This window comes from Nostoc sp. DedQUE09, assembly GCF_034530915.1.
Classification (GTDB): Bacteria; Cyanobacteriota; Cyanobacteriia; order Cyanobacteriales; family Nostocaceae; genus Nostoc.
Map to the genome: position 1 here is coordinate 17,726 of NZ_JAVRCE010000035.1, position 21,088 is coordinate 38,813.

A 21,088-nucleotide genomic window follows, 5' to 3' on the forward strand; every position below is an offset into this window, starting at 1 on the left:
TACAAATCTGTTCCCATTTTTTGACAAAAAAGCTCTACAGGCTCAAGTGTAGTGAAACTAACCCTGTAGAGCCTTATTTGAAAAACTTCAGAGTTTACAGATAATTTCTATCTATTTCTTATTTCCCTGAACGAGTATTAAGAAATCACGAGTTGCTTCTTTGACTTCAAATGACTCGAACTCATCTTTTTCAAGGGCTACTTGTAGTTGGCTAACAACTTCCTGTAACTGCTCAAAGATTTTCCTATTTTTACCACGGACTTTTTTCTTGTTGTCTAGGTATGGCTTCCAGGAATAGGGAATGAACAATTGTAACGGCTCTTGAGAGTTAGAACCGCGTAGCTTTGGCATATTTAATTCTCCTTTTGTCTATTTAGAGGGTGGAAAGCCCCACAGCTAGCTCTTACCTAAAGACGATAGGTGGGGTTGAACCCCCCCAGATAGACTTACACCAAGCCGTTCATTTCATAGATGAAGAAGGGCAAGGATTACATATCTGTGTTCCTACTCGCGCTCGTTTCTCAGATAGCTGTAAAACTTTCCTCATTAAAGTATAAGGGATGAAAAAACATAGTTATTGTAATCCTTGCTATTACGATTTATTATGATATGGGTAGGTAAAGTTAGAGAAAATCTCACAATACATTATGAGATTAAATCCCTATCAGGGATTGAAACAATTCACTGTGAGCCTAATGGTGTTCGTTTCTCTAAACTTCCTACTAAATTAACCAAAATCCCTATCAGGGATTGAAACCTCAAGTAATCCATATCTCATCTCCTTTGCTTTTAAACGTGTAAGCAAGCGTATCCAGCAGCAGCGCAGAGTGACCAAAAGCGATCGCATACGGTGCAGTAGCATCATGAAAGCTATACTGATCGCTAATGCCATAAATCTGAAAATTCATCGGTAGCCTTAGGCGCATCCGCACTTCAGTAAGAGGACGGCGAATCACGTAACAAACCAAACCTTCCTTTTTTAGGCGTTTGTTAATTTCCCCAACCCAATAGTTGTCAGGTTGCCAAATTTCCACACCTGTCAAAACCTGAACTTTCCAAGCGTCAGCAATTGGCTGCAAGTTTCCAGAATAGGTAAACTTCCAGTTCAGCCGTTCCTCTCGGTAGGAACGCAACTTCATAAATGCTAGACAATGAGCAAATCTACCTTTGGCGATGGGTTGTCCGGTGCGTTCTGCGGTTTCTTTGAGTGTTCGTATAAATCCCGCTTCCGTCCACATTTCAATTTCTAAATTTCCCAAAATTCCCGGTAAATCGTAGGTTTTAAACCTATCTGCCTCGTTTTGTTCCGTTAAGTCGTATAAACCACACTGCAAAGGACTTGAACCTCGAAAACTAGCGGCATCCTCAGCAATAGGATTTCCTGATTTACCAGAAAGTGCTTGCCAATCTTTCGCCCATCCTTGAATATGTCCAGCTTGTGACTTCAGACTTGTTTCAAATACTTGTTCACAGGCTTCTTGAAACTTATCTCGGCTTTGGGCATACTGTTGTTTAATTGTGCGATCGCTCAACTGATAAAACAGCCAAAATGATTGTACAGCCCCCCATCGACGATAATAACCACGAAAATCGTTGATTTGTCGATAATTCTCGGTAATTGTATTGTGAAAAGTGGGGCGATCGCAAATACTATTCACTTCTAACGGTGGAGTATCTCCCTTAAACAATCGCTCTACCAAAAAGTTAGGAACTAGAGAAAAAGCTGTAAAATTTTCAAACTTAACTATCTGTCCATCTTTCTCATATTCATCATGCCTTCCTAAACGTCCTAAACGTTGGATAAAGTTACCTGCATCGGATGATTCAAAAATTAGGAAATTTATTTTGAAATCAACCCCAACATCAATTGTGCTAGTACCAATAACTAAGTCAGCAGAAAGACTTCGCTCCTTTTCTCCTTTTCCCGATAACCCTGTATTCTCTCCAACGTTCAATCCATAAGGCTGTAATATTTCCCGAAAAAATTGAGTTAGGCGTTTGACTCCTGCAATTGAGTTAAGGATGATTGCACCTTTACTTCCTGGATACTGCTGAAACTGAGCCAAAATCAAATCACTATTTTCTTTTAGCCAAGTTTCCGAAGCTTTAAAGGACGGTTCCAAAGGAATAAAATTCAATGTAATTGTTCGCGCTACTTGCCGCCAGCCCTGTGTTTGCAGTTGCTGCCCTTCTTCTGGTGTTTCGGGAAACTGATATTTATTTTGTTTTAAAGGATCAATTTCTTTACAACGAAATCCTGCTTTTTCTAATCGCCCAATTAAGTTTGTATCTGGTGTGGCTGAGAGAAACAGAAATTTCTTACGGCGATTTGTGCAGCGAATTAACAACATTGTGTTAATCACACTAGCAATTTGGGGAGCAGCAAAAACATGAAATTCATCAAAAATAAACAAGTCAAAATCTTTATCAATTCTGCCCCATAACTTATCTGGACTATCGCCACGAATTATGTAAGCACCTCTATGCAAATAATGAAAAATATCAGGGTTGGTTAATAATGCTTCTCTCTGGTTAGTGAGAGTTGCGATCGCAGCTCCTTTTTTCAATCCTTCATTTTCAGCATAAATCTCTAAATCAGCCCCACTGAGGCGCACTACACGCGGCTGATTGTCTGGCTGAAATTTTTCAACATATCCTCTAATTTGCGTTTCTTGATCGCGGGCGAGTTCATTAGTTGGGTAAAGTCCGATCGCAGAAAATTCACCCTGAAGCACTTCTACGTAAGCCGCGAGACTTTTACCATCGCCAGTCATCGCAGTGTTGAACACAACATCAATATTTGGATCGCGCAACGCTTCTAAAGTTGCGGCTTGATGCCAAGAAAGCAACCAATCTTTAGGTAATTTCACCCCGTCAGGTGTCGGGACGGTTTGCGAGTAAACAGGCTTGAGAGTAATTCTGTAATTTTCGGACATACACTTAAATAGTGTCCGTAACTGGTTGTTAAAAACTATATTGGCACGCAAAATAGAAGTTGACAAGAGAGTAGCAGTACAAAGTATACGGACATTTTCAATGAGTCGAAAAGGTCAATCTATTACACTGTCGATATCAGAACGTGATAAAGCCGAGCTAGAAGCGATCGCTCGTGAATTTGGTATGATGTGGGGAGAGGAGCCTAACATCTCTAAGTTAATTAAAGCGATCGCTCAACGTAAGTTACTCATCGGTAACAACAACAATTGGAAAGAACTACGCATTAGAGCATTACATAGATGTATCAATGCGTTGACAGATATCGGGCAAATTGAACAAGCCCAAATCATTGCACACTTACTTCTCGAACGCAGCGAATTATCATTACCTATGCGGGGTGAAATCGAACGTTTCTTAGAGAATTTGCCCCCAGCTTGGCGATTACAAATAGATAACTACATCCTGCGAAACCAACCATTTCAGCTTTCTTATCAAGATGCAGCCGGACGCTTATTAAACTTTACCGTTCGCTATGCCAAACCTACACCCCACGAAAAGCGGCAATATCTTGATTGCTGGTGCGAAGAAACAGAAGGAAACTTTGATGTACCAGAACTAGTTCACAACTGGAGTTTACGATTAGACAGGATTACTGAAGCTGCTGTCATGCCAATTTCTGGTGAATGGCGAAGTTTAGCTGAAATAGAAGTGGAAATGCATCTATTTGCTGGCTTGGCTTTTGCCTATCAAGCTAAACCAGAAGACAATATCAATGAGTGGCTAGCAGATAAACCACGAGTCCGGCGAGTTGTCAGGCGAGTATCTAGTACATTTTGGTTTATGCGAGAAGTGATGCAGTATGCGCCAGATTGTGTAGTGATATTACCAGAGAATGTGCGCGATCGCCTTAAACAAAAACTCCTCACCCTATGCCAGTTATACGATATCGAAACCAGGAGTTAAGTCTTGTGGGATAGGCATCTTACCAAAGATACGCTAGAACCTATGAAAATAAATCGGTTCGGCAGGGCATAAATCCTCATACCCGATCAAATTAATCTCCTATTTACTGAGGGCTTTGTCAACCTACGCGATCGCTAGCCGGGCGAAGCAGCGTCTTCCAGTTAAAAAAATAATCCAATTGTAGGGGCGCAAGGCCTTGCGCCCCTACAAATCTAGAAATAATTAATTTGGGATAATTTATTTTTTGCAAGTCCCTAAGAGACTATTATGTTCCCGGACGAGAGCGAATATGATCGGGTATATGATGGCGATCGCCTAATATTTCTAACAAAGGGCCATTAACGTCAAATTTAACCATACTTACCGACGCGACCAAAATATTCACCCGATAACGATAGCGTCCCAAATCAATTCCCAGTAAACTGCAAAGCATAATCCGAATCGTCGCTTTATGAGAAACTACTAAAACGTTACCTTGGGGATGTTTTTCTTGAATCTCAGCAATTACAGGCATAGAACGGTTAGCAATATCTACCGCAGTTTCTCCAGCAATGGGTGCATTCCAGGCAGGTTCTGTCAACCATTTTACATAGTTTTCTGCGTAATTCTCTTGAACAAACGATTTACTCTTAGTTTCCCATTCGCCGTAACTACCTTCTCTAAGTCCCTCACGCAACTGCATATCCATACCGATAGCATCACAAAATGGCTTGGCAGTTGCAATTGTGCGCTTCATCGGGCTAACATAAACCCCTTCCCACTTCAATTGTTGATAAACATCGGCAAAAGCGGATGCCATCTGCATTCCCTCTGTTGTCAACTCCGCATCAGTTTCACCGCAGAAATTACCACTTTGACTAAAAGTAGTTTCTCCATGTCGCAGTAAATATAAATTGAGTGTCATAGCTTGTATGCCATTGGGATAAAGGAGTTTGTGCAAAAATAAAATACCATCAATCTTGCAATCGAGTCTGTGACAACAGGACAAATTCAAAAGGCAGGTGGTCACTGAGCGTAGTCGAAGTGAGGCAGAAAGGAACCCACGTTTAAAAACGTGGGATTGAAGTAAGGATGCCGCCAGATGCTTGGGGCTTTGCCCCAAGACTGCACTGACTCCCTTGTGTCTCGTGGCACTTTCCGCGACGCCGTGTCACTAGTTTTGCACTTTATTTAATCCGCATCCCTTATCGTAAAATCTGGTCAATCATCCTATTGGCTTGCGAATCGTAACTACCCCCAAATAAATTGAAGTGATTCAAAATGTGATAAAGGTTATAGAGCGTTTTTCTTTGCTCATAGCCTGCATCTAACGGAAACACCTCGTTGTAACCCTTATAAAACACTGCGGGGAAACCACCAAATAATTCGGTCATTGCGATATCAACTTCTCTATCTGCAAAATAAGTTGCTGGATCAAATATCACTGGTTCTCCCGATGCAGTACACCCAGCATTTCCACCCCATAAATCGCCATGTACTAAGGAAGGTTGCACTTGATGATCCGCCAATAGTTCAGGGATAGCTGCCAGTAACTTGTCTTGTTTGGGAAAATTACCTCCCCGTCGCCTTGCCAACTGAAATTGATAACCCAGGCGATGTTTAATATAAAATTCCGTCCAGTCTGCTGTCCAAGTATTAATTTGAGGTGTGGAACCAATGGTATTGTTAATTTTCCAACCGAAAACTTGACTGCTGCTAGCTTTGTGCATCGCTGCTAACTTGCGTCCCATTTCTAACCACGAATTGCTGTTACCGCTACCAAGTTCCAACCATTCTAGGACGATGTAGCTAGAATTATCAGCAGTACCCCAGCAAATTGGTTTGGGGACGCGAATACTAGCTGTTGTTAGCATTTCCTTTAAACCTAACGCCTCAGCTTCAAACATTGCAACTTGGGATGCAAGGTTTTGTTTGACGAAGTAGGTTATCTCACCATTAGAGACAGCATAACCTTGGTTGATGCACCCGCCACCAACCGATCGCCGTTGCTGACTCTGAAATTTTTCGCCAGTCACCTGGCTAATATGGGTGTCGATTTGAGTCCACATGATTAAATTGGGGAGTGGGGAATCGGGAGCAGAGGGGCAAAGGAGCAAGAAGTTAAAAGTTCAATTCTTTACCTATGCCCAATGACAAATGACAAATTTACGGCTTGACAAAAACTACACCATAAGCATTAGAAGATAGATACTCTTTGGCTGCTTGCATCAAGTCTGTTGCATCTTGGCTCTGAATTATCGCTGGGTAGTTAAAGGCAGGTTCCAAATCTCCCACCAAAGATTGATAATAACCATACAATCCAGAGCGATCGCTTGGAGTTTCGTTACTAAAAACATATCTGTTAGCTACTCGCCGCCGCACACGGGCAATTTCTGATTCTGTTACCAACTCTGTTTGGAGTTTGCTAATATGTTGAGCGATCGCATCTTCTACAACTGCTAAATTTTCTACTGCACATTTAGCTGAAATATAAAATATCCCTTGCAACTCGTTGCTCATGTTGCTCACAGAAATTGAAGAAACTAATCCCCGTTCCTCTCGTAAATCTCTCACCAGTCTTGATGTCCGTCCGTGTCCCAAAATTCCTGCTAAAACATCTAATCCATAGGTACGATCTAACTGAGCCATTCCTGGAACCCGCCAAACCATTACTAGCCTTGCTTGTTGCAGACTTTCATCGATAAATTCTCGACGGACAATTTCTGTAAATGGTGACTCAGGATTCAGGGGGGAGTGGGGAGTAGGAAGTGGGGAGTGATGAGTTTTAGTGGCTTTTGTAAATCCTTCCGCGACAGTTGAAATTAATTCTTCCACGGGCAAATTGCCCACAGCCACAGCCGTAATTGACTGGGGTTGATACCAATTAGTATGAAAGTCTCGCATCTGCTGGGGTTTAAGTCCGGCAATCACCGATTCTGGCCCCAACACCGCACGGCGATAGGGTAGACGATCAAAGGCTGTCTCCATCGCCCGCCGATATGTACGCCGCTGGGGATTATCCTCTGAACGCCTAATTTCTTCTAAAACTACCAATCGCTCGCGTTCAAAGGCATCATCGGGAATACTCGCATTCGATACTACATCTATTTGTAGTGGCGCAAGCTCGGCAAAGTCTTTGGGAGCAGTAGTTATATAGTAATGAGTATAATCTTGGCTCGTAGCGGCATTGGTAACAGCACCCCGCTCTTCAATTCGACGTTCAAACTCGCCGCTTGCCAGTCGTTCTGTTCCTTTAAAAATCATGTGTTCTAAAAAGTGAGCCATGCCGTTAATGGCATCAGGTTCAACAGCAGAGCCAACTTTTATCCATAAGTTGAGGTTTACGGCTTCAACTGGCATTTGCTCGGCAATGATTGTCAAACCATTGGGCAACTTGTGCAGCGTCGGAGCATTGAGACGGGGAAATTTCCGCAGGGTTGATGTCATTGCTACTTGTGTGTGAGGAGCGATATTACTCCTTTATCTTATCCGCGACTTAAAATAAGCACTGCGATCGCTTTTCTACAAAAGGAGAAGCGATCGCATTAGCAAGATACGCAAAGAATACTTGACAGGGCATCTGCCTGAAGTTGACGCTAATGGCGAGAAGCTCACCTCACAAGAAGTAGTTGAGTATTTTTTTTATTAGTCAATCCCAAGAGGATGTTTGAAAAGTCAAAATACAGCAGAATTCAAGAGTCATAATTCAGAAGGATGGACTACGCCTTGCTGCGCTAACAGAAGAAAAACAAGCTTTTTACTTGGCGTTCAGATTAACTTGTGTACTTCATCAACTTGAAATCCGCTGTATATACTAGAAACATCTATCCAAAGGTTTTGAAACGCTGGATAAATACCAACTAGACACGCTGTAGAAAGCAATGTCTGATTAAAATACATAGAAATCAATACCCTCTTAGAGTTGATAAGGGCTTTACTTATAAAAGTTAGCAGAAGTAAGTTTCTTAATTTCTGCTTAACTATCTATATTGATGCACTACCCAGTCTTTTATCTGTCATATCTATCGTTTCTGTCATATCTGTCATATCTATCGTTTCTGTCATATCTGTCATATCTATCGTTTCTATCATATCTGTCATATCTGCCGTTTCGATCGTATCTGTCATATCTGCCGTTTCGATCGTATCTGTCATATCTGCCGTTTCTGCGATCGCCAACTGAAAACTCAGCTCGGCAACCATTTTTCACCCAAATACGATTTCTCCGATAGCCCCAATTTCCTCTACAACTGGTGTTAGACAATTGCCTAACAAGCCTCACTCTACCTCTTGCATTTACCGAACAACTATTTCTTCGATTATTTTGGCTTGAACAAGTTATTATCTCTTGAGCCGAAGCTGGGGCAGCAATACTCAAAAGTGTACCTATACTAAGACTAGCCGCGACAAAGGTCGCAGCAATTGTGGGAATGCGCATAATCATAATAAAATGCTAGATTTCTTCTAGATTTCAGAAATAAAAACTATAGTAATTCTAGCAAATTGCAATCAGAGCCAATGAATAAATCAGATTAAATGCAAAGAATATTTGCATTCCAAACTTCATCAGATACAACAGGTTCTATCAAGCAGTTAAGCATTGCAAGGGTTTAAACTAAGCTTGTGCTACAATGTTATTTCAAACCTTATACAAAAAGTGATACTGTTAATTTTTATAAAGTTTTAAGAGGTGAAAAACTATCTAGTTCAATTAGGGATATTACATTTACAACCCATTATCTTGGGTAATTAATCTTAACTTCAGGAAGATTAGTAGCTTGTGATCCACTTGCTTTTCTTGATAGTGAAGCTTTTCAAAAGTCTTTAGCAACTGGGAAATATTCCGTTTTCTTAATTGTTGCTCTGTTAACGTTGTCACTGAGTTTTAAATATTAAAATAATCAAAATTGCTGTTGGATTATACAAGTAGTACTCCAACTCAAAAAGCGCAAAGGGTTTGTTTTGCTTCCAAAACACTGGGTGATATCATGTCCGCTTGATTACTTACTAAACCCGAAGAACCCCACCCCGCCAAAGCTACGCTTCGTCTCCCCTCCCCGCAAGCGGGGAGGGGATTAAGGGGTGGGGTGCAATGACTGTGGAAATCATAACTAATTAGGCGGACATGATATGATAGAGCGCACTTTGGGTTGGCTTTATTGCTGTCGGCAATTACAGCTATTCTCAGGTAAATAGACCACGCGCTAGGGGGGCAAGGCCTTGCGTCCCTACTCGGTTAAAGGGAAAATGATAAGGGTAAAAAGAGCGGAAGACTCGATATATAATGTTTTTTCTCCTTTAACATGAGTCCCTTTGCCCTAAAACTCGACAAATATTGGGTGTGGTTCAAATACATGAAAATTGCTGTAAATAAAGACTATGAACTACTTCTTAAAACTGCCGAAACGTTTATTTATCTTGTGATCATTCGGATTATGGTAAGACGATTGGCATAAAATTTTGCAAATAAAGGCAGGAGGCAGAAGTAAAAACTTTACTTCTGGGTCATTTGCCCACTAAAAAAAAGAATTGTATCTCGCGGCACTTTCCGCTCGATACAAAGCGTCCTAGCTAAAATCCCATGTTTTTAAAGATGGGTTTTTCCTGCCTCCTGAATCCTTTTCAAACATCCTCTAAGACTTTGGTTTATAAGTCGAAGCAACGTGTAATTCTTTCAACTGTTTAGCATCTACACTCGAAGGCGCATCTGTTAACAAACAACGTGCTTGTTGTGTCTTCGGAAAAGCAATGACATCCCGAATCGATTCTTCTCCAGCTAACAACATTACCAAACGATCTAAACCGTAGGCGATGCCACCATGCGGCGGTGTACCATATTCAAATGCTTCTAAGAGAAAGCCAAATTTACTTTGTGCTTCTTCAGGAGATAACCCAATCGCTTCAAACACTTGCTGTTGAATTTCTCGCTGATAAATCCGTAGACTTCCGCCGCCAACTTCTACGCCGTTGAGTATTAAGTCGTAAGCTTGGGCACGTGCAGTCTTTAAGTCGCTCAAATCATCAGGATGTGGCGCTGTAAACGGGTGATGTAGTGCTTCTAGACGTTTTTCGTCAGCGTTCCACTCGAACATCGGGAAATCAGTAATCCAGAGTAAGTTAATTTTTTCGGCATTGATTAAATCAAATTCTCTAGCGATCGCTTGTCGTAATCTATCTAATGTTTTATTAACTGTAGCAGCGTCCCCTGCCCCAAACAACAGCAAATGTCCAGCTTTTGCACCTGTACGGCGCAAAATTTCTTGTTTTTGTTCTTCGCTTAAGTTGTCTTTAATCGCCCCAATAGTGTCAATTTCCCCATCATCCCTGACGCGGATATAAGCTAAACCTTTAGCGCCGGCTTCGCTGGCTTCTTTAAATAAATCGCCGCCTGGTTTAATGCGGACATTAGAAATTACATCGTTACCGTTAGGAATGGGCAAGATTTTGACGATACCACCATTGGTAACAGTATCCCGAAAGACTTTGAAACCAGAGTCTTTGACGATATCTGAGACATCAACTAATTCCAAACCATAGCGTGTATCTGGTTTATCACTACCGTAACGTTCCATCCCCTCAGCATAAGTGAGACGCGGGAAAGGGCGCTGTAACTCAATGCCTTTAACTGTTTTGTAGATATGGCAAATTAAATTTTCATTTAGTTCGATAATTTCTTCTTGGGACATGAAGCTCATTTCCATGTCCAACTGCGTGAATTCTGGTTGTCTGTCGGCGCGTAAGTCTTCATCACGAAAACAACGGGCAATCTGATAGTATCTATCTAAGCCAGATACCATCAGCAATTGTTTAAATAGTTGGGGTGATTGCGGCAAAGCATACCACTCACCAGGATTGACGCGACTGGGTAGAACATAATCCCGCGCTCCTTCTGGGGTAGAACGGGTAAGAATTGGGGTTTCCACTTCGATAAAACCTTCCAAATCTTCTAGATAACGACGCATGGCTTTGACAATTTGATGACGCAGTTGCAAATTTTGCGCCATACGTTCGCGTCGCAAATCCAAATAACGATATTTCAGCCGTAAGTCTTCTCGTACTGTTTCGGTGTCAGCTACAGAAACTTGGAAAGGTAACTGTTTGCGAACAGCATTGAGTAGTTCAATTTTATCGGCGTAGATTTCTACCTCGCCTGTGGGGATGCGGGTATTCAATGATTCTTCGGGACGTTGTGTTACCCTACCAGTGATTTCGACAACATATTCATTTCGCAGGGCGTTCGCATATTCGTAAGAATCTGGGGTGCGTTGCGGATCGCTGACGATTTGGACAATTCCAGAGCGATCGCGTAAATCTAAAAATATCACACCACCATGATCGCGGCGACGGTCTACCCATCCGTAAAAGGTAACAGTTTCTCCAATATGTTCTTTTCGGAGTTCGCCGCAATAGTGAGTTCGCATAAGTCTTAGTTATTGTTTCCGGGCTAGATTGGCAAGAAAATGTCAAAGCCTTCCCATTATCTAGCATCAATAGTAATTGTAGTAGTTCTGGTGAAAGAAAAAATCAAATAATCTCACACTATATATACAGCATCTTTCATGTATTTGAACTACACCCAATACTTGTTGGGTTTTGGGGGAAAGGGAAAAGGGTAAAGGGGAAAAAACCTTACCTGTCTGTCGTAGGGGCGCAAGGCCTTGCGCCCCTACTGCGTGTTCTATGGTTGATTAAGACGATTTTCTTGGGGAGAGGCTCCGCCAACACCTAGTGCGTCGATCAACTGTTGTTCAGTGACACCCAGCTTTGCTGCTACGGCTTTAAAATCAGGTCTGGGTGGGCGTTGATTGCGATCGCCTGGATTTGGCGGATTGGCTGGAACTCCCAATGCCGCCTTTAACTGGGCTTCTGTAACTCCTATTCACCTTGATTTAACACCTTCTGGTTAAACAGCGTTCACCCTCACCTTACTGGTGAAGTAATCAGTCTTTTGTTACTACAGTAAGTCAGTAAAAGTAAGTACAATGTTTCTTAGCAATGACTTTTAAATGACCACAATAGGTAATTACACAAACCCTCTTGAAAAGTTTTTCAGGAGGGTTTGTGTAATTTATTTAGAGCGATCACGCAAGCTCATTGCATTGATTAATTCAAGGCATCAGCGATCTTAATACCAAGGTGCTGCAATGCTTTTTCTTTGACAAATTCAGCTGCACTACGAGCCGATTCCGCCAAAATAGTATCGGTGTTTGGAGTCAGCTTCAACGCTCCTCCCAGATATCCCAAAGCTTTGCAATAATAATCATTCAAGTTGGTAGATGCCAGTCTCTTTACAGTTTGATGATCGCCACCCTGAAAAGCTGTTAACGCTTTGTGGTGTAAATCATTTTCTGGCTTTCCTAGTACTTCAAGAATTGCGCTCACAGCTTTATCGACTTTTTCTTGTGTTAGTTCTGTGGATACTGTTGCTTGCATGTTTATCTCCTTTTGTTCATGAATTTGCAAGTTGTCGGTAGCGTTCTTGAACTTCCTGAATCGAAAACAAAGTTTCAAACTTCAACCCTGCTGACTGGTACAACTCACCTCCCCCTTGTTGTCGATCTACCAGTGAAATTACTTGATTGACGGTATAACCTGCATCTTTAAGACGCTCAACCGCTTTTAAAGCAGATTGCCCAGTTGTTACTACATCTTCCAAAACTACTACTTTTGCGCCCTCTGATAAACTGGGGCCTTCTATATAAGCTCTTGTCCCATAACCCTTGGCTTCCTTGCGAATAATCAGCGCTGGTATTGGGCGGTTTTGATAAACAGAAACTATACTCACTGCTGTCACAATTGGATCGGCTCCCATTGTTAAACCACCTACAGCCTGTGTATCTACAGGTAATAAAGGAAATAGTAATCGTCCGACTGCTAAAGCACCTTGAGGATGGAGTGTTACCTGTGTTTTATTGACGTAATAAGAACTACGCAGCCCAGAAGATAGGAGAAAATCACCCTCTTGATAAGCAAGTTGGCAAAATAAATCTAGTAGCTTGTGGCGTAAAGTAGTCAAATCAGAAGTGGTTGCCCAAATATCTGAGTGGGTAAGAGTTTCAGTAGGATACGTCATTACAAAACATTAAAAGTTGTGCTACACCAAAGGTTGAACTCATCAGAGTTCTGAACTTCAGCATAAATTAAGATTCGCCTAAAGCAAAAGTTGAGGAGTCAGAAACGTGCGTATAAAATTTAAAACCTTTGGTGGTTTATTGGTGCTGCTTGCTGCTGGTATTGCTTTTCCCTCTATTGCATCTGCCCAAACGGCAACACCTAATTCTGAAACTACGAATGATGTATTTGAACGAGCCTATTTTCGTCACGATCGCAATTTCTACGAAAATGGCAGCCTCAAGCGTCAGCTAGACTCATTTCTAGGATCTGGTTTTGGTTTTGGTGGTTCCTTCCCAGAAAATGAAATTGCCCGTGATGCTAATTTGATTAATACTTTATATCATGATGTCCTGACTCAGCAAGTTGGCAACGATCCTTATATTCGTACTCCTGATTTACCAAATCCTTATGACACATCGCTGCTCGTCTCTCCTCGCTATAGCAACAAACTCAAAGTAGGAACTGAATTCCGGTTTGAAACTTTACCATCTCGGTAAGATTGGGTAGTGGAGAGTAAAGAAGGTAATAAAGGTACAGCTTACAGGGTAAAGATTATTCCCTCTCACCTGTCACCTGTCACCCCTCACCTCTCCCTTAACTCCAATACAACTCTTGGAGAAGCCGCGCCAACACTCATTTCGACTTCAGTACCTCGGCTCCGGTTCCATCAAGCGACTTATACAGAGCTTATCCTGAGCGTAGCCGAAGTAAGTCGAAATGCTGGGCACAAGTCAAGGCAAGTCACTCAGCACAAGTGCCCCATGCCTTTCTATTACTAGTTTTTGATGATCTCAGTGCGCCCTGCTGGAATCGAACCAGCCTGAAGACGAATTATGAGTTCGTTGCCTCCCCAATCGGCCAAAGGCGCTTGTTTTTGGGTTGTGGGTTGCTACGAGCAAATTACTTAAACTCTTAGGTCAACCTGATTTGCTAATTTTAGAGTGAGAAAAATACCTCACGCACTGAGTTTAGCCAATTCCATGAATATAGCACACATTTACCACGTGTGAATACTGGACAATAGTTTATTAGATTTTTATACTACATAATTTGATCATAGATATAGTGCAAACTAATATTGATTAAGTTCCTTTAAGGATTGAGGTCAAAAGCTTCACTATTCTTAAATAGACCAGCATTCTATTGTGATAGCTTGTCAGCGATGAAAATAAATTCTACTGTACTTCTTACTTTGATTTTGTTAATTCTGATGATGGGAGCAGGTTCTGTGAGCGCGTTTTTGGGCTTTGACCTGGGGAGTTCAGCACTTAAAGGCGTGACTACACCAGATGGGCGTCCCACAACCAAATTTGCCAGCAATAAGGCAAATAACTCTCAACAAGGAGGGCTAGTGCTATTAAAAGAGGAAGAAATTCTGAAAATAGTCAAGGCGCGAATTGAGGGTAAGACCAAAGCCGCTAAATCGGAAAAGCCAGAGGAAGATGATGAAGAAACCAATAGCAGCAAGCAGAAGCCAGAGGAAAAACCCCCAGAAGTAGTTGAAGAAAAGCCCCTACCAGGTTTTCCGGTTACTGCCCAAAGTCAGGGTGTAACAATGACTGTACAATCTGCTCGCTACTCTGGTGGTGATTTACTACTAAAAGTGAAAATGCAGAACAAAGGTAAGGATTCTGTGCGCTTCTTGTATAGTTTTTTAGATGTTACCGATGACAAGGGACGAACCCTGAGTGCTAGTACAGAGGGTTTACCAACAGAATTGCCTGTCAATGGACCAGCATTTTCAGGTACAGTGAGCATTCCTACAGCTTTACTTGATGATGTCAAGAAAATCTCACTTGCTCTGACTGATTATCCCGCTCAACAATTGAAGCTAGAGGCATCGAATATTCCTGTAGAAAGGTAGAAAGGGCATTGGGCATTGGGCATTGGGCATTGAGCATTGGGCGAAACAGTTCTGAGTTCCAAGTAAATAAGTGAGATTCACAACTCAGCACTCAGCACTCAGCACTCAGCACTCTCCATTCCCTATTCCCTATTCCCCCTAAATGGAGGGCGTGAGTTTTACACGAGCTTTGGTGGTGAGTGGTTTTCCTAATTTAAGTTTGATAGAAGTGGCGCTGCGGTTGTTATCAGTGCTACTACTGATTGCCATAAATGCCTTTTTTGTGACGGCGGAATTTTCGATGGTGAGCGTGCGACGATCGCGTATTCACCAGCTAGTTAAGGCTGGGGATATTCCAGCGATCGCTGTAGAAATGTTACAACGCAGTATTGACCGACTGCTATCTACCACCCAGTTAGGCATTACCCTCTCTAGTTTGGCACTGGGATGGATTGGCGAAAGTACGATTGTTGTACTGGTGAATGCCTGGTTAAGATCCTGGCCTTTACCCAGTGGGATGACTACCTTCCTCGCCCATTCCCTATCAATTCCTATCGCCTTTTTCTTGATTGCCTATTTGCAAATTGTGATCGGAGAATTATGTCCCAAATCCTTGGCTATGCTGTACTCAGAACAGCTAGCAAGGTTTTTGGGGCCTCCGGTAAAAGCGATCGTGCGTTTTTTTGGCCCCTTCATCTGGATTCTTAACCAATCAACTCGTTTTTTATTACGAATTTTTGGCATCCAATACACAGGTCAAGGCTGGCGACCGCCTGTAACTCCCGAAGAATTGCAACTGATCATCTCTACAGAATGGGGGTCTACTGGGTTACAGCGTGCAGAGCGAGAATTGCTCAATAATGTCTTCGAGTTTGGGGATGTCATGGCGCAAGATGTGATGATCCCGCGCACCAGTATTATCACACTGCCAAAAGATGCTAGCTTCCAGACATTACTCAGGGAAATGGCTTCTACTGGTTACTCGCGCTATCCTGTGATTGGTGAATCTTTAGACGATGTTCGCGGCATTGTTTATTTTAAAGATTTGGCACAACCCTTGGCAGTCGGAAACCTCAGTTTAGAGACACAGATCCAACCTTGGATGCGTCCCGCCCGGTTTGTTCCAGAACACACGCCCTTGAGTGAACTTTTGCCCATGATGCAGCAAGAGAAACCCGCTATGGTCATGGTAGTGAATGAATTTGGCGGTACTGTGGGACTAGTGACAATCAAAGATGTCATTGCCGAAATTATTGGCGACCCCAGCGACCTTGAAAGCAGTGAAGATTTACTGATTCAGATGTTAGGTGAGCAAAAATTTTTGGTGCAAGCACAAATCAACCTTGAAAACCTCAACGAAGTTTTGCATCTCAATTTGCCTCTGACCAGAGAATATCAAACACTAGGGGGCTTTTTGCTGTATGAGTTACAGAAAATTCCTGCCAAAGGCGAAATATTTTGTTATCAAAATCTCGAATTCACCGTGGTATCAATCGTTGGCCCACGCCTGCATCAAATTCAACTGCGACGGTTAGAGGAAGAGGGGAGAGCAGAGGAGCAGGGGAGCAGGGGAGCAGGGGAGCAGGGGAGCAAAGGGGCAGGGGGTAATAATTAATGACTAATGACAAATGACAAATGACCAATGACAAATGTCTCTACTGTGCATACGCCAGTGGATCAACAAGTCCCAATTCGGCAAAAGCTGCTAGCCGCAAGCGACAAGAATCACACACACCACAGGCGACATCTCCACCTGCATAGCAAGACCAAGTTAGTTCCCAAGGAACTCCCAATTGGTTCCCCAGTTGGATGATTTCGGTTTTTTTCAAGTTTATTAGGGGTGCAACAATATTAATTGGTTGTCCCTCACGCCCTTGTTTGGTTCCCAAGCGAAAAACTTCCTGCATTGCTTGGATATAGTCGGGGCGACAATCAGGATATCCTGAGTAATCTAGGGCATTAACACCGATATAGACACGCTCTGCTGCGATCGCTTCGGCAAAACCAAGAGCAAAGCTTAAAAAGATGGTATTACGAGCCGGAACGTATGTGACAGGAATATTTTGAGACATTTCATCTAGCGATCGCTCTTGGGGTAAATCAATGGCATTATCAGTAAGGGCCGAACCGCCCCATTGCCGTAAGTCAAAGTTAACTACCTGATGTTTTGCGATCGCAGCTTTTTGAGCGACACTGAGTGCTGACTGTAACTCTCGTCGATGTCGCTGCTGGTAATCAAAGGAAATAGCATGACATTCACAGCCATCAGCTTGAGCTTTGTACAGAATAGTGGAAGAGTCCAATCCCCCAGATAACAGAATTACAGCTTTCATCTCGGTTGCAAATTTTGGATTTCAAATTACTGCATCAAACCTTAACAAGATGCCAGAAAGCAATGCCAAGGGGAATTTATACTTAGGTCTTACTGAAAGTTTTAAAGTTAATAAAAATACATATATTTTTGTAGAAAGTGTAAAATCCAAAGCAAACTCGAAATATCTATACAAAAGATATTTGGATTACGGGAACCGATCACAAACTTTGAAATTCTTCATAAACATAGGCTCTATGTTACCATCTGGATGGTTTTAGACGGATCGTAACCGGCTTTCAAGTATAAACGCCAACGGCCGTAGCGTCTCTAAATTTGGTGGTTGAGGAGAGAATAATAGTGCAAAATAGCATGTCAGTGGCAGAACCGAATCCATATACACAGCGCAACCAGCCACGACCAATCCGCATAGGCGTGATTGGAGTGGGTAACATGGGACAACACCACGCTCGCGTCCTGAGTTCAATGAAAGATGTTGAACTAGTCGGAGTGGCAGATATTAACGTCGAGCGGGGGTTAGAAACTGCTAGCAACTACAAGGTGCGTTTTTTTGAAGATTACTGCGATCTACTACCCCTTGTGGAAGCAGTTTGTGTAGCTGTTCCCACCCGTCTGCACTATGCCGTGGGCATCAACTGTCTGTTAGCGGGAATTCATGTTTTGATTGAAAAACCGATCGCAGCCAGTATTTCTGAGGCAGAGTCTTTAGTAAATGCCGCAGCTGAGTCTGGATGTATTCTGCAAGTAGGTCATATTGAGCGTTTTAACCCAGCTTTTAAAGAACTGAGCCAAGTTCTAAAAACAGAGGAATTACTGGCGCTAGAAGCCCACAGAATGAGTCCTTACTCAGATCGGGCAAACGATGTTTCAGTTGTGCTGGATTTAATGATCCATGACATCGACCTACTTTTGGAATTAGCTGCTTCCCCAGTCACAAAATTGACTGCTAGTGGTACTCGCTCCCTAGACTCTGGTTATTTAGATTACGTAACCGCCACCTTGGGGTTTGCCAATGGTATTGTTGCTACTCTGACTGCTAGTAAAGTCACTCACCGCAAAATTCGCCGCATTGTCGCCCATTGCAAAAATTCATTTACTGAGGCAGATTTTCTCAAGAATGAAATTTTGATTCACCGCCAAACGGCTGCCAATTCTCTCACCGACCACCGACAAGTACTTTACAGGCAAGACGGTGTAATTGAAAAAGTCTACACCAGCAATATTCAACCCCTAAGTGCAGAGTTAGAACATTTTGTCAACTGCGTACACGGTGGCAATCAACCTTCAGTAGGTGGCGAACAAGCTCTCAAAGCCTTGAGGCTTGCAAGTTTAATTGAGCAGATGGCGCTGGAAGATCGAGTTTGGAATCCCTTAGACTGGCAATCAGAACCAAGGGTACAATCTTTGACCCCCACAGTCTAAAAGAAGATGGGATGAAGGGGATAAGAGGGACAAGGTGAAATTTTCTCCTTTCTCTCCCCGTGCTGCCCCACAGCCCCAACTTCAGCAGAAAACCCCAGAGTATGTTTTTAAATTTGCCATCAAGTCTTTAGATCCTTCCTAGCCCCTTTAAAAGCAGGCTAAGGGGGATCTAAAAAATTAGAAAACAAAACCTAGTGGTTCGTTTCATTAATTTTGTGAGGTTTGTAGTGAGCGATAAATCGTTTAATTTCAAGGGCTAGAGGTACTTACGAACTTTTATAACTCTCAACATTAATGAAACAAACCCCTAGCTTCCACTTGTCTTACTCTGTTTTTCAGTTGTGCTGCTAATTTTTAGTGTAGTCAAATTACTTGACTCTAGCAAGCGGGGATAATTACCCTTTAAAAAAGCTAAAGCTGAATTTAGCAACAAGACTAGTCCAGCAATTTCAGGAATTGACTCAATGCTTGAATGGATAACTAATACTATCAACTATTTTGGCTATTGGGGAATTGCCCTACTAATGTTTTTAGAGAACCTTTTTCCCCCCATTCCTTCAGAATTGATTATGCCACTGGCTGGATTTACAGCAAGTCCATATCAACCAGGAGGGGCAAAGCTGAATATTATTGGTGTATTTTTCGCAGGACTTTTGGGTTCTGTATTGGGCGCACTTATTTGGTACTATCCGGGTAAGTTCTTGGGTGAAACTCGTTTAAAAGCTTGGGCTGACAAGTATGGCAAATGGCTGGCTATATCTAGTAAAGATATCACCAAGGCCAAAAAGTGGTTTGACCGACAAGGTAAAACAGCAGTATTAATTGGTCGTCTGGTGCCAGGAATCCGCACCTTGATTTCTGTTCCCGCAGGTATTAGCAATATGCCTTTGCTACCATTTTTGTTTTACACAACATTAGGTAGCGCTGCTTGGGTGGGTTTGTTAACATACTCAGGATACATATTGGGTAGTCAGTATGAACTTGTGGACAAGTACCTTGCTCCTGTATCTAAAATCGTACTTGGCGGTTTGGTTCTAGCATTTGCTTTCTGGATATTCAAGCGCCAGTTAAGACGCACTAGAAAATGAAACACGGACGCTTTTGATTTGAAAGCAGTGAAAGCAGGGGTTACATCTGGCCAAAATTCGCCTACACTATGCCAAATAATACTAGATGTGCGTTAGCAGAGCTTACCAGAGGTATTGCCAGAATTAATTTTTGGCGTATTTCTAGCTACACTTGACGCAACCTAGAATTTCTGGTTGCTCGCATTTTTGTAAGATGAGCATGACAACTTTTTACAGTTAAGTTTGAACTAGGAGCTTTCATGACAGACCAACCTTCCGCCGCTACCCCCATAAATGCTGCTGCTATACCCATGAATAGGCAGCCGTTAGCATCAACTCCTATCAATGCTGTTAATAATAATCCTCCTGCCGGTATCAAGCCAGGCGGTGTTCCAGGGAAAACCATTCTCAGTGTTGATTTAGGCAGAACTTCCACAAAAACTTGTGTGAGTCGTGAACCTGGCAGTGTGGTGTTCGTACCTGCCAACGTCAAGCAGATGTCAATCGAACAAGTACGCGGTGGTGTTTTTGAAGCCAGGGCTACTGACCCTTTAATGGATTTGTGGCTGGAGTATCAAGGAAATGGATATGCTGTTGGTCAACTGGCAGCCGATTTTGGGGCGAATTTAGGAGTCGGACAATCTAAGGTAGAGGCTGCACTGGTAAAAGTGTTAGCAAGTGCTGGCTACTTCAAACTCAGAGATGATATCTCCGTCGTACTAGGTCTGCCTTTTCTTTCCTTAGAGCAATTTGAAAAGGAAAAAGCACAGTTGATTAGCCAAGTTGGTGGCCCTCATGTGTTGAACTTCCGAGGCGAATCTGTGTCGCTCAACGTCAGTAAGGTATGGGTCATGCCAGAAGGCTACGGCAGCTTGTTATGGTCTGAAGCTCAACCCAAGAAAAACCCTGGTAGTCCCGATTTTACAAAAATCTCGGTGGCGATCGTTGATATTGGTCATCAAACCGTCGATCTTTTGATGGTAGATAACTTCCGTTTTGCTAGAGGTGCTTCTAAAAGCGAAGACTTCGGGATGAATAAGTTTTATGAATTGGTGTCTGCCGAAATCGAGGGAGCAGATAGTCAATCTCTAGCGTTGATTTCTGCTGTGAACAAACCTAGAGGTGAACGCTTTTACCGTCCTAAAGGCGCTAGCAAGCCCACCAACCTAGACGATTTTCTTCCCAACCTTACGGAGATGTTTTCTCGCGAAATCTGTAGCCGTGTGCTAGCCTGGTTGCCAGAACGCGTCACCGATGTGATTCTCACTGGCGGCGGTGGTGAGTTCTTCTGGGACGACGTTCAACGTCTACTCAAAGAAGCAAAGATTAATGCTCATTTAGCAGCACCTTCCCGTCAGGCGAATGCTTTGGGGCAGTATATTTATGGAGAGGCACAATTATCCTCCAATCGCGCTGCTAGGGCATAAAGCT

19 protein-coding genes, 1 tRNA gene and 1 pseudogene are annotated in these 21,088 nt (G+C 42.6%); 8 read left to right on the forward strand and 13 right to left on the reverse strand.

The genetic code is table 11. The features are described from left to right. Positions 1 to 111: 111 nt before the first annotated feature. Complete coding sequence (locus RMY27_RS21185; RefSeq protein ID WP_322666502.1) at positions 112 to 351, reverse strand: hypothetical protein; 240 nt, start codon at positions 349 to 351, stop codon at positions 112 to 114. 407 nt (positions 352 to 758) lie between these two features. Beyond that, positions 759 to 2,936: a type I-D CRISPR-associated helicase Cas3' gene (gene cas3 / locus RMY27_RS21190; protein WP_322666504.1), complete on the reverse strand. Its 2,178-nt coding sequence runs from the start codon at positions 2,934 to 2,936 to the stop codon at positions 759 to 761. 100 nt (positions 2,937 to 3,036) lie between these two features. Here cas3 and RMY27_RS21195 point away from each other — a divergent pair, with 100 nt between their 5' ends. Next, positions 3,037 to 3,900, forward strand: a complete 864-nt coding sequence (locus tag RMY27_RS21195; RefSeq protein WP_322666506.1) for a WYL domain-containing protein — start codon at positions 3,037 to 3,039, stop codon at positions 3,898 to 3,900. Positions 3,901 to 4,165: 265 nt separating this feature from the next. On the opposite strand, the gene RMY27_RS21200 is transcribed toward RMY27_RS21195, so the two are convergent. The 5 genes and pseudogenes from RMY27_RS21200 to RMY27_RS35580 all read right to left on the reverse strand — a co-directional run. Then, on the reverse strand, positions 4,166 to 4,804 hold the full coding sequence (locus tag RMY27_RS21200) for a histidine phosphatase family protein (RefSeq protein WP_322666507.1): 639 nt from the start codon (positions 4,802 to 4,804) through the stop codon (positions 4,166 to 4,168). 280 nt (positions 4,805 to 5,084) lie between these two features. Beyond that, on the reverse strand, positions 5,085 to 5,948 hold the full coding sequence (locus tag RMY27_RS21205) for a fructosamine kinase family protein (RefSeq protein ID WP_322666508.1): 864 nt from the start codon (positions 5,946 to 5,948) through the stop codon (positions 5,085 to 5,087). A gap of 97 nt (positions 5,949 to 6,045) precedes the next feature. Further along, positions 6,046 to 7,326: a pitrilysin family protein gene (locus tag RMY27_RS21210; protein WP_322666509.1), complete on the reverse strand. Its 1,281-nt coding sequence runs from the start codon at positions 7,324 to 7,326 to the stop codon at positions 6,046 to 6,048. A 537-nt stretch (positions 7,327 to 7,863) separates the two neighbouring features. Beyond that, on the reverse strand, positions 7,864 to 8,082 hold the full coding sequence (locus RMY27_RS21215) for a hypothetical protein (RefSeq protein ID WP_322666510.1): 219 nt from the start codon (positions 8,080 to 8,082) through the stop codon (positions 7,864 to 7,866). Positions 8,083 to 8,089: 7 nt separating this feature from the next. Next, positions 8,090 to 8,323 (reverse strand): annotated as a pseudogene (locus RMY27_RS35580) (DUF3011 domain-containing protein); the annotation flags it as partial. A gap of 308 nt (positions 8,324 to 8,631) precedes the next feature. Between RMY27_RS35580 and RMY27_RS35585 the strand changes: the two are divergent. Further along, positions 8,632 to 8,775: a DUF4241 domain-containing protein gene (locus RMY27_RS35585; protein WP_416212360.1), complete on the forward strand. Its 144-nt coding sequence runs from the start codon at positions 8,632 to 8,634 to the stop codon at positions 8,773 to 8,775. Positions 8,776 to 9,512: 737 nt separating this feature from the next. Here RMY27_RS35585 and aspS read toward each other — a convergent pair. From aspS to pyrE, 4 genes are all read right to left on the reverse strand, one after another. After that, positions 9,513 to 11,300 (reverse strand): aspartate--tRNA ligase, encoded by a 1,788-nt coding sequence (aspS, locus tag RMY27_RS21220; protein ID WP_322666511.1) that lies wholly within the window; start codon positions 11,298 to 11,300, stop codon positions 9,513 to 9,515. A gap of 257 nt (positions 11,301 to 11,557) precedes the next feature. Beyond that, positions 11,558 to 11,725: a hypothetical protein gene (locus tag RMY27_RS21225; RefSeq protein WP_322666512.1), complete on the reverse strand. Its 168-nt coding sequence runs from the start codon at positions 11,723 to 11,725 to the stop codon at positions 11,558 to 11,560. Positions 11,726 to 11,982: 257 nt separating this feature from the next. Next, the gene (locus tag RMY27_RS21230; protein WP_322666513.1) at positions 11,983 to 12,312 is read right to left on the reverse strand and encodes a hypothetical protein; all 330 of its coding nucleotides are present in this window, start codon (positions 12,310 to 12,312) and stop codon (positions 11,983 to 11,985) included. A 16-nt stretch (positions 12,313 to 12,328) separates the two neighbouring features. After that, on the reverse strand, positions 12,329 to 12,952 hold the full coding sequence (pyrE, locus tag RMY27_RS21235) for an orotate phosphoribosyltransferase (protein ID WP_322666514.1): 624 nt from the start codon (positions 12,950 to 12,952) through the stop codon (positions 12,329 to 12,331). Positions 12,953 to 13,058: 106 nt separating this feature from the next. Between pyrE and RMY27_RS21240 the strand changes: the two genes are divergently transcribed. Continuing rightward, the gene (locus RMY27_RS21240; protein ID WP_322666515.1) at positions 13,059 to 13,490 is read left to right on the forward strand and encodes a hypothetical protein; all 432 of its coding nucleotides are present in this window, start codon (positions 13,059 to 13,061) and stop codon (positions 13,488 to 13,490) included. Positions 13,491 to 13,788: 298 nt separating this feature from the next. Here the strand turns inward: RMY27_RS21240 and RMY27_RS21245 are convergent. Then, positions 13,789 to 13,861: transfer RNA gene (locus tag RMY27_RS21245), tRNA-Ile, on the reverse strand. Positions 13,862 to 14,155: 294 nt separating this feature from the next. On the opposite strand from RMY27_RS21245, the gene RMY27_RS21250 reads away from it, so the two are divergent. Together RMY27_RS21250 and RMY27_RS21255 are read left to right on the forward strand one after the other, a co-directional pair. Beyond that, the gene (locus RMY27_RS21250; RefSeq protein ID WP_322666516.1) at positions 14,156 to 14,857 is read left to right on the forward strand and encodes a hypothetical protein; all 702 of its coding nucleotides are present in this window, start codon (positions 14,156 to 14,158) and stop codon (positions 14,855 to 14,857) included. 142 nt (positions 14,858 to 14,999) lie between these two features. Beyond that, complete coding sequence (locus RMY27_RS21255) at positions 15,000 to 16,451, forward strand: hemolysin family protein (RefSeq protein ID WP_322666517.1); 1,452 nt, start codon at positions 15,000 to 15,002, stop codon at positions 16,449 to 16,451. Positions 16,452 to 16,491: 40 nt separating this feature from the next. Here the strand turns inward: RMY27_RS21255 and queC are convergent, their stop codons facing one another. After that, on the reverse strand, positions 16,492 to 17,169 hold the full coding sequence (queC, locus tag RMY27_RS21260; protein WP_322666519.1) for a 7-cyano-7-deazaguanine synthase QueC: 678 nt from the start codon (positions 17,167 to 17,169) through the stop codon (positions 16,492 to 16,494). Positions 17,170 to 17,507: 338 nt separating this feature from the next. Between queC and RMY27_RS21265 the strand changes: the two genes are divergently transcribed. From RMY27_RS21265 to RMY27_RS21275, 3 genes are all read left to right on the forward strand, one after another. Then, positions 17,508 to 18,590 (forward strand): Gfo/Idh/MocA family oxidoreductase, encoded by a 1,083-nt coding sequence (locus tag RMY27_RS21265; protein ID WP_322666521.1) that lies wholly within the window; start codon positions 17,508 to 17,510, stop codon positions 18,588 to 18,590. 464 nt (positions 18,591 to 19,054) lie between these two features. Continuing rightward, positions 19,055 to 19,678, forward strand: coding sequence for a DedA family protein (locus RMY27_RS21270; protein ID WP_322666523.1), 624 nt, complete (start codon positions 19,055 to 19,057; stop codon positions 19,676 to 19,678). 239 nt (positions 19,679 to 19,917) lie between these two features. Beyond that, on the forward strand, positions 19,918 to 21,084 hold the full coding sequence (locus RMY27_RS21275) for a ParM/StbA family protein (RefSeq protein ID WP_292865177.1): 1,167 nt from the start codon (positions 19,918 to 19,920) through the stop codon (positions 21,082 to 21,084). Positions 21,085 to 21,088: the final 4 nt, after the last annotated feature.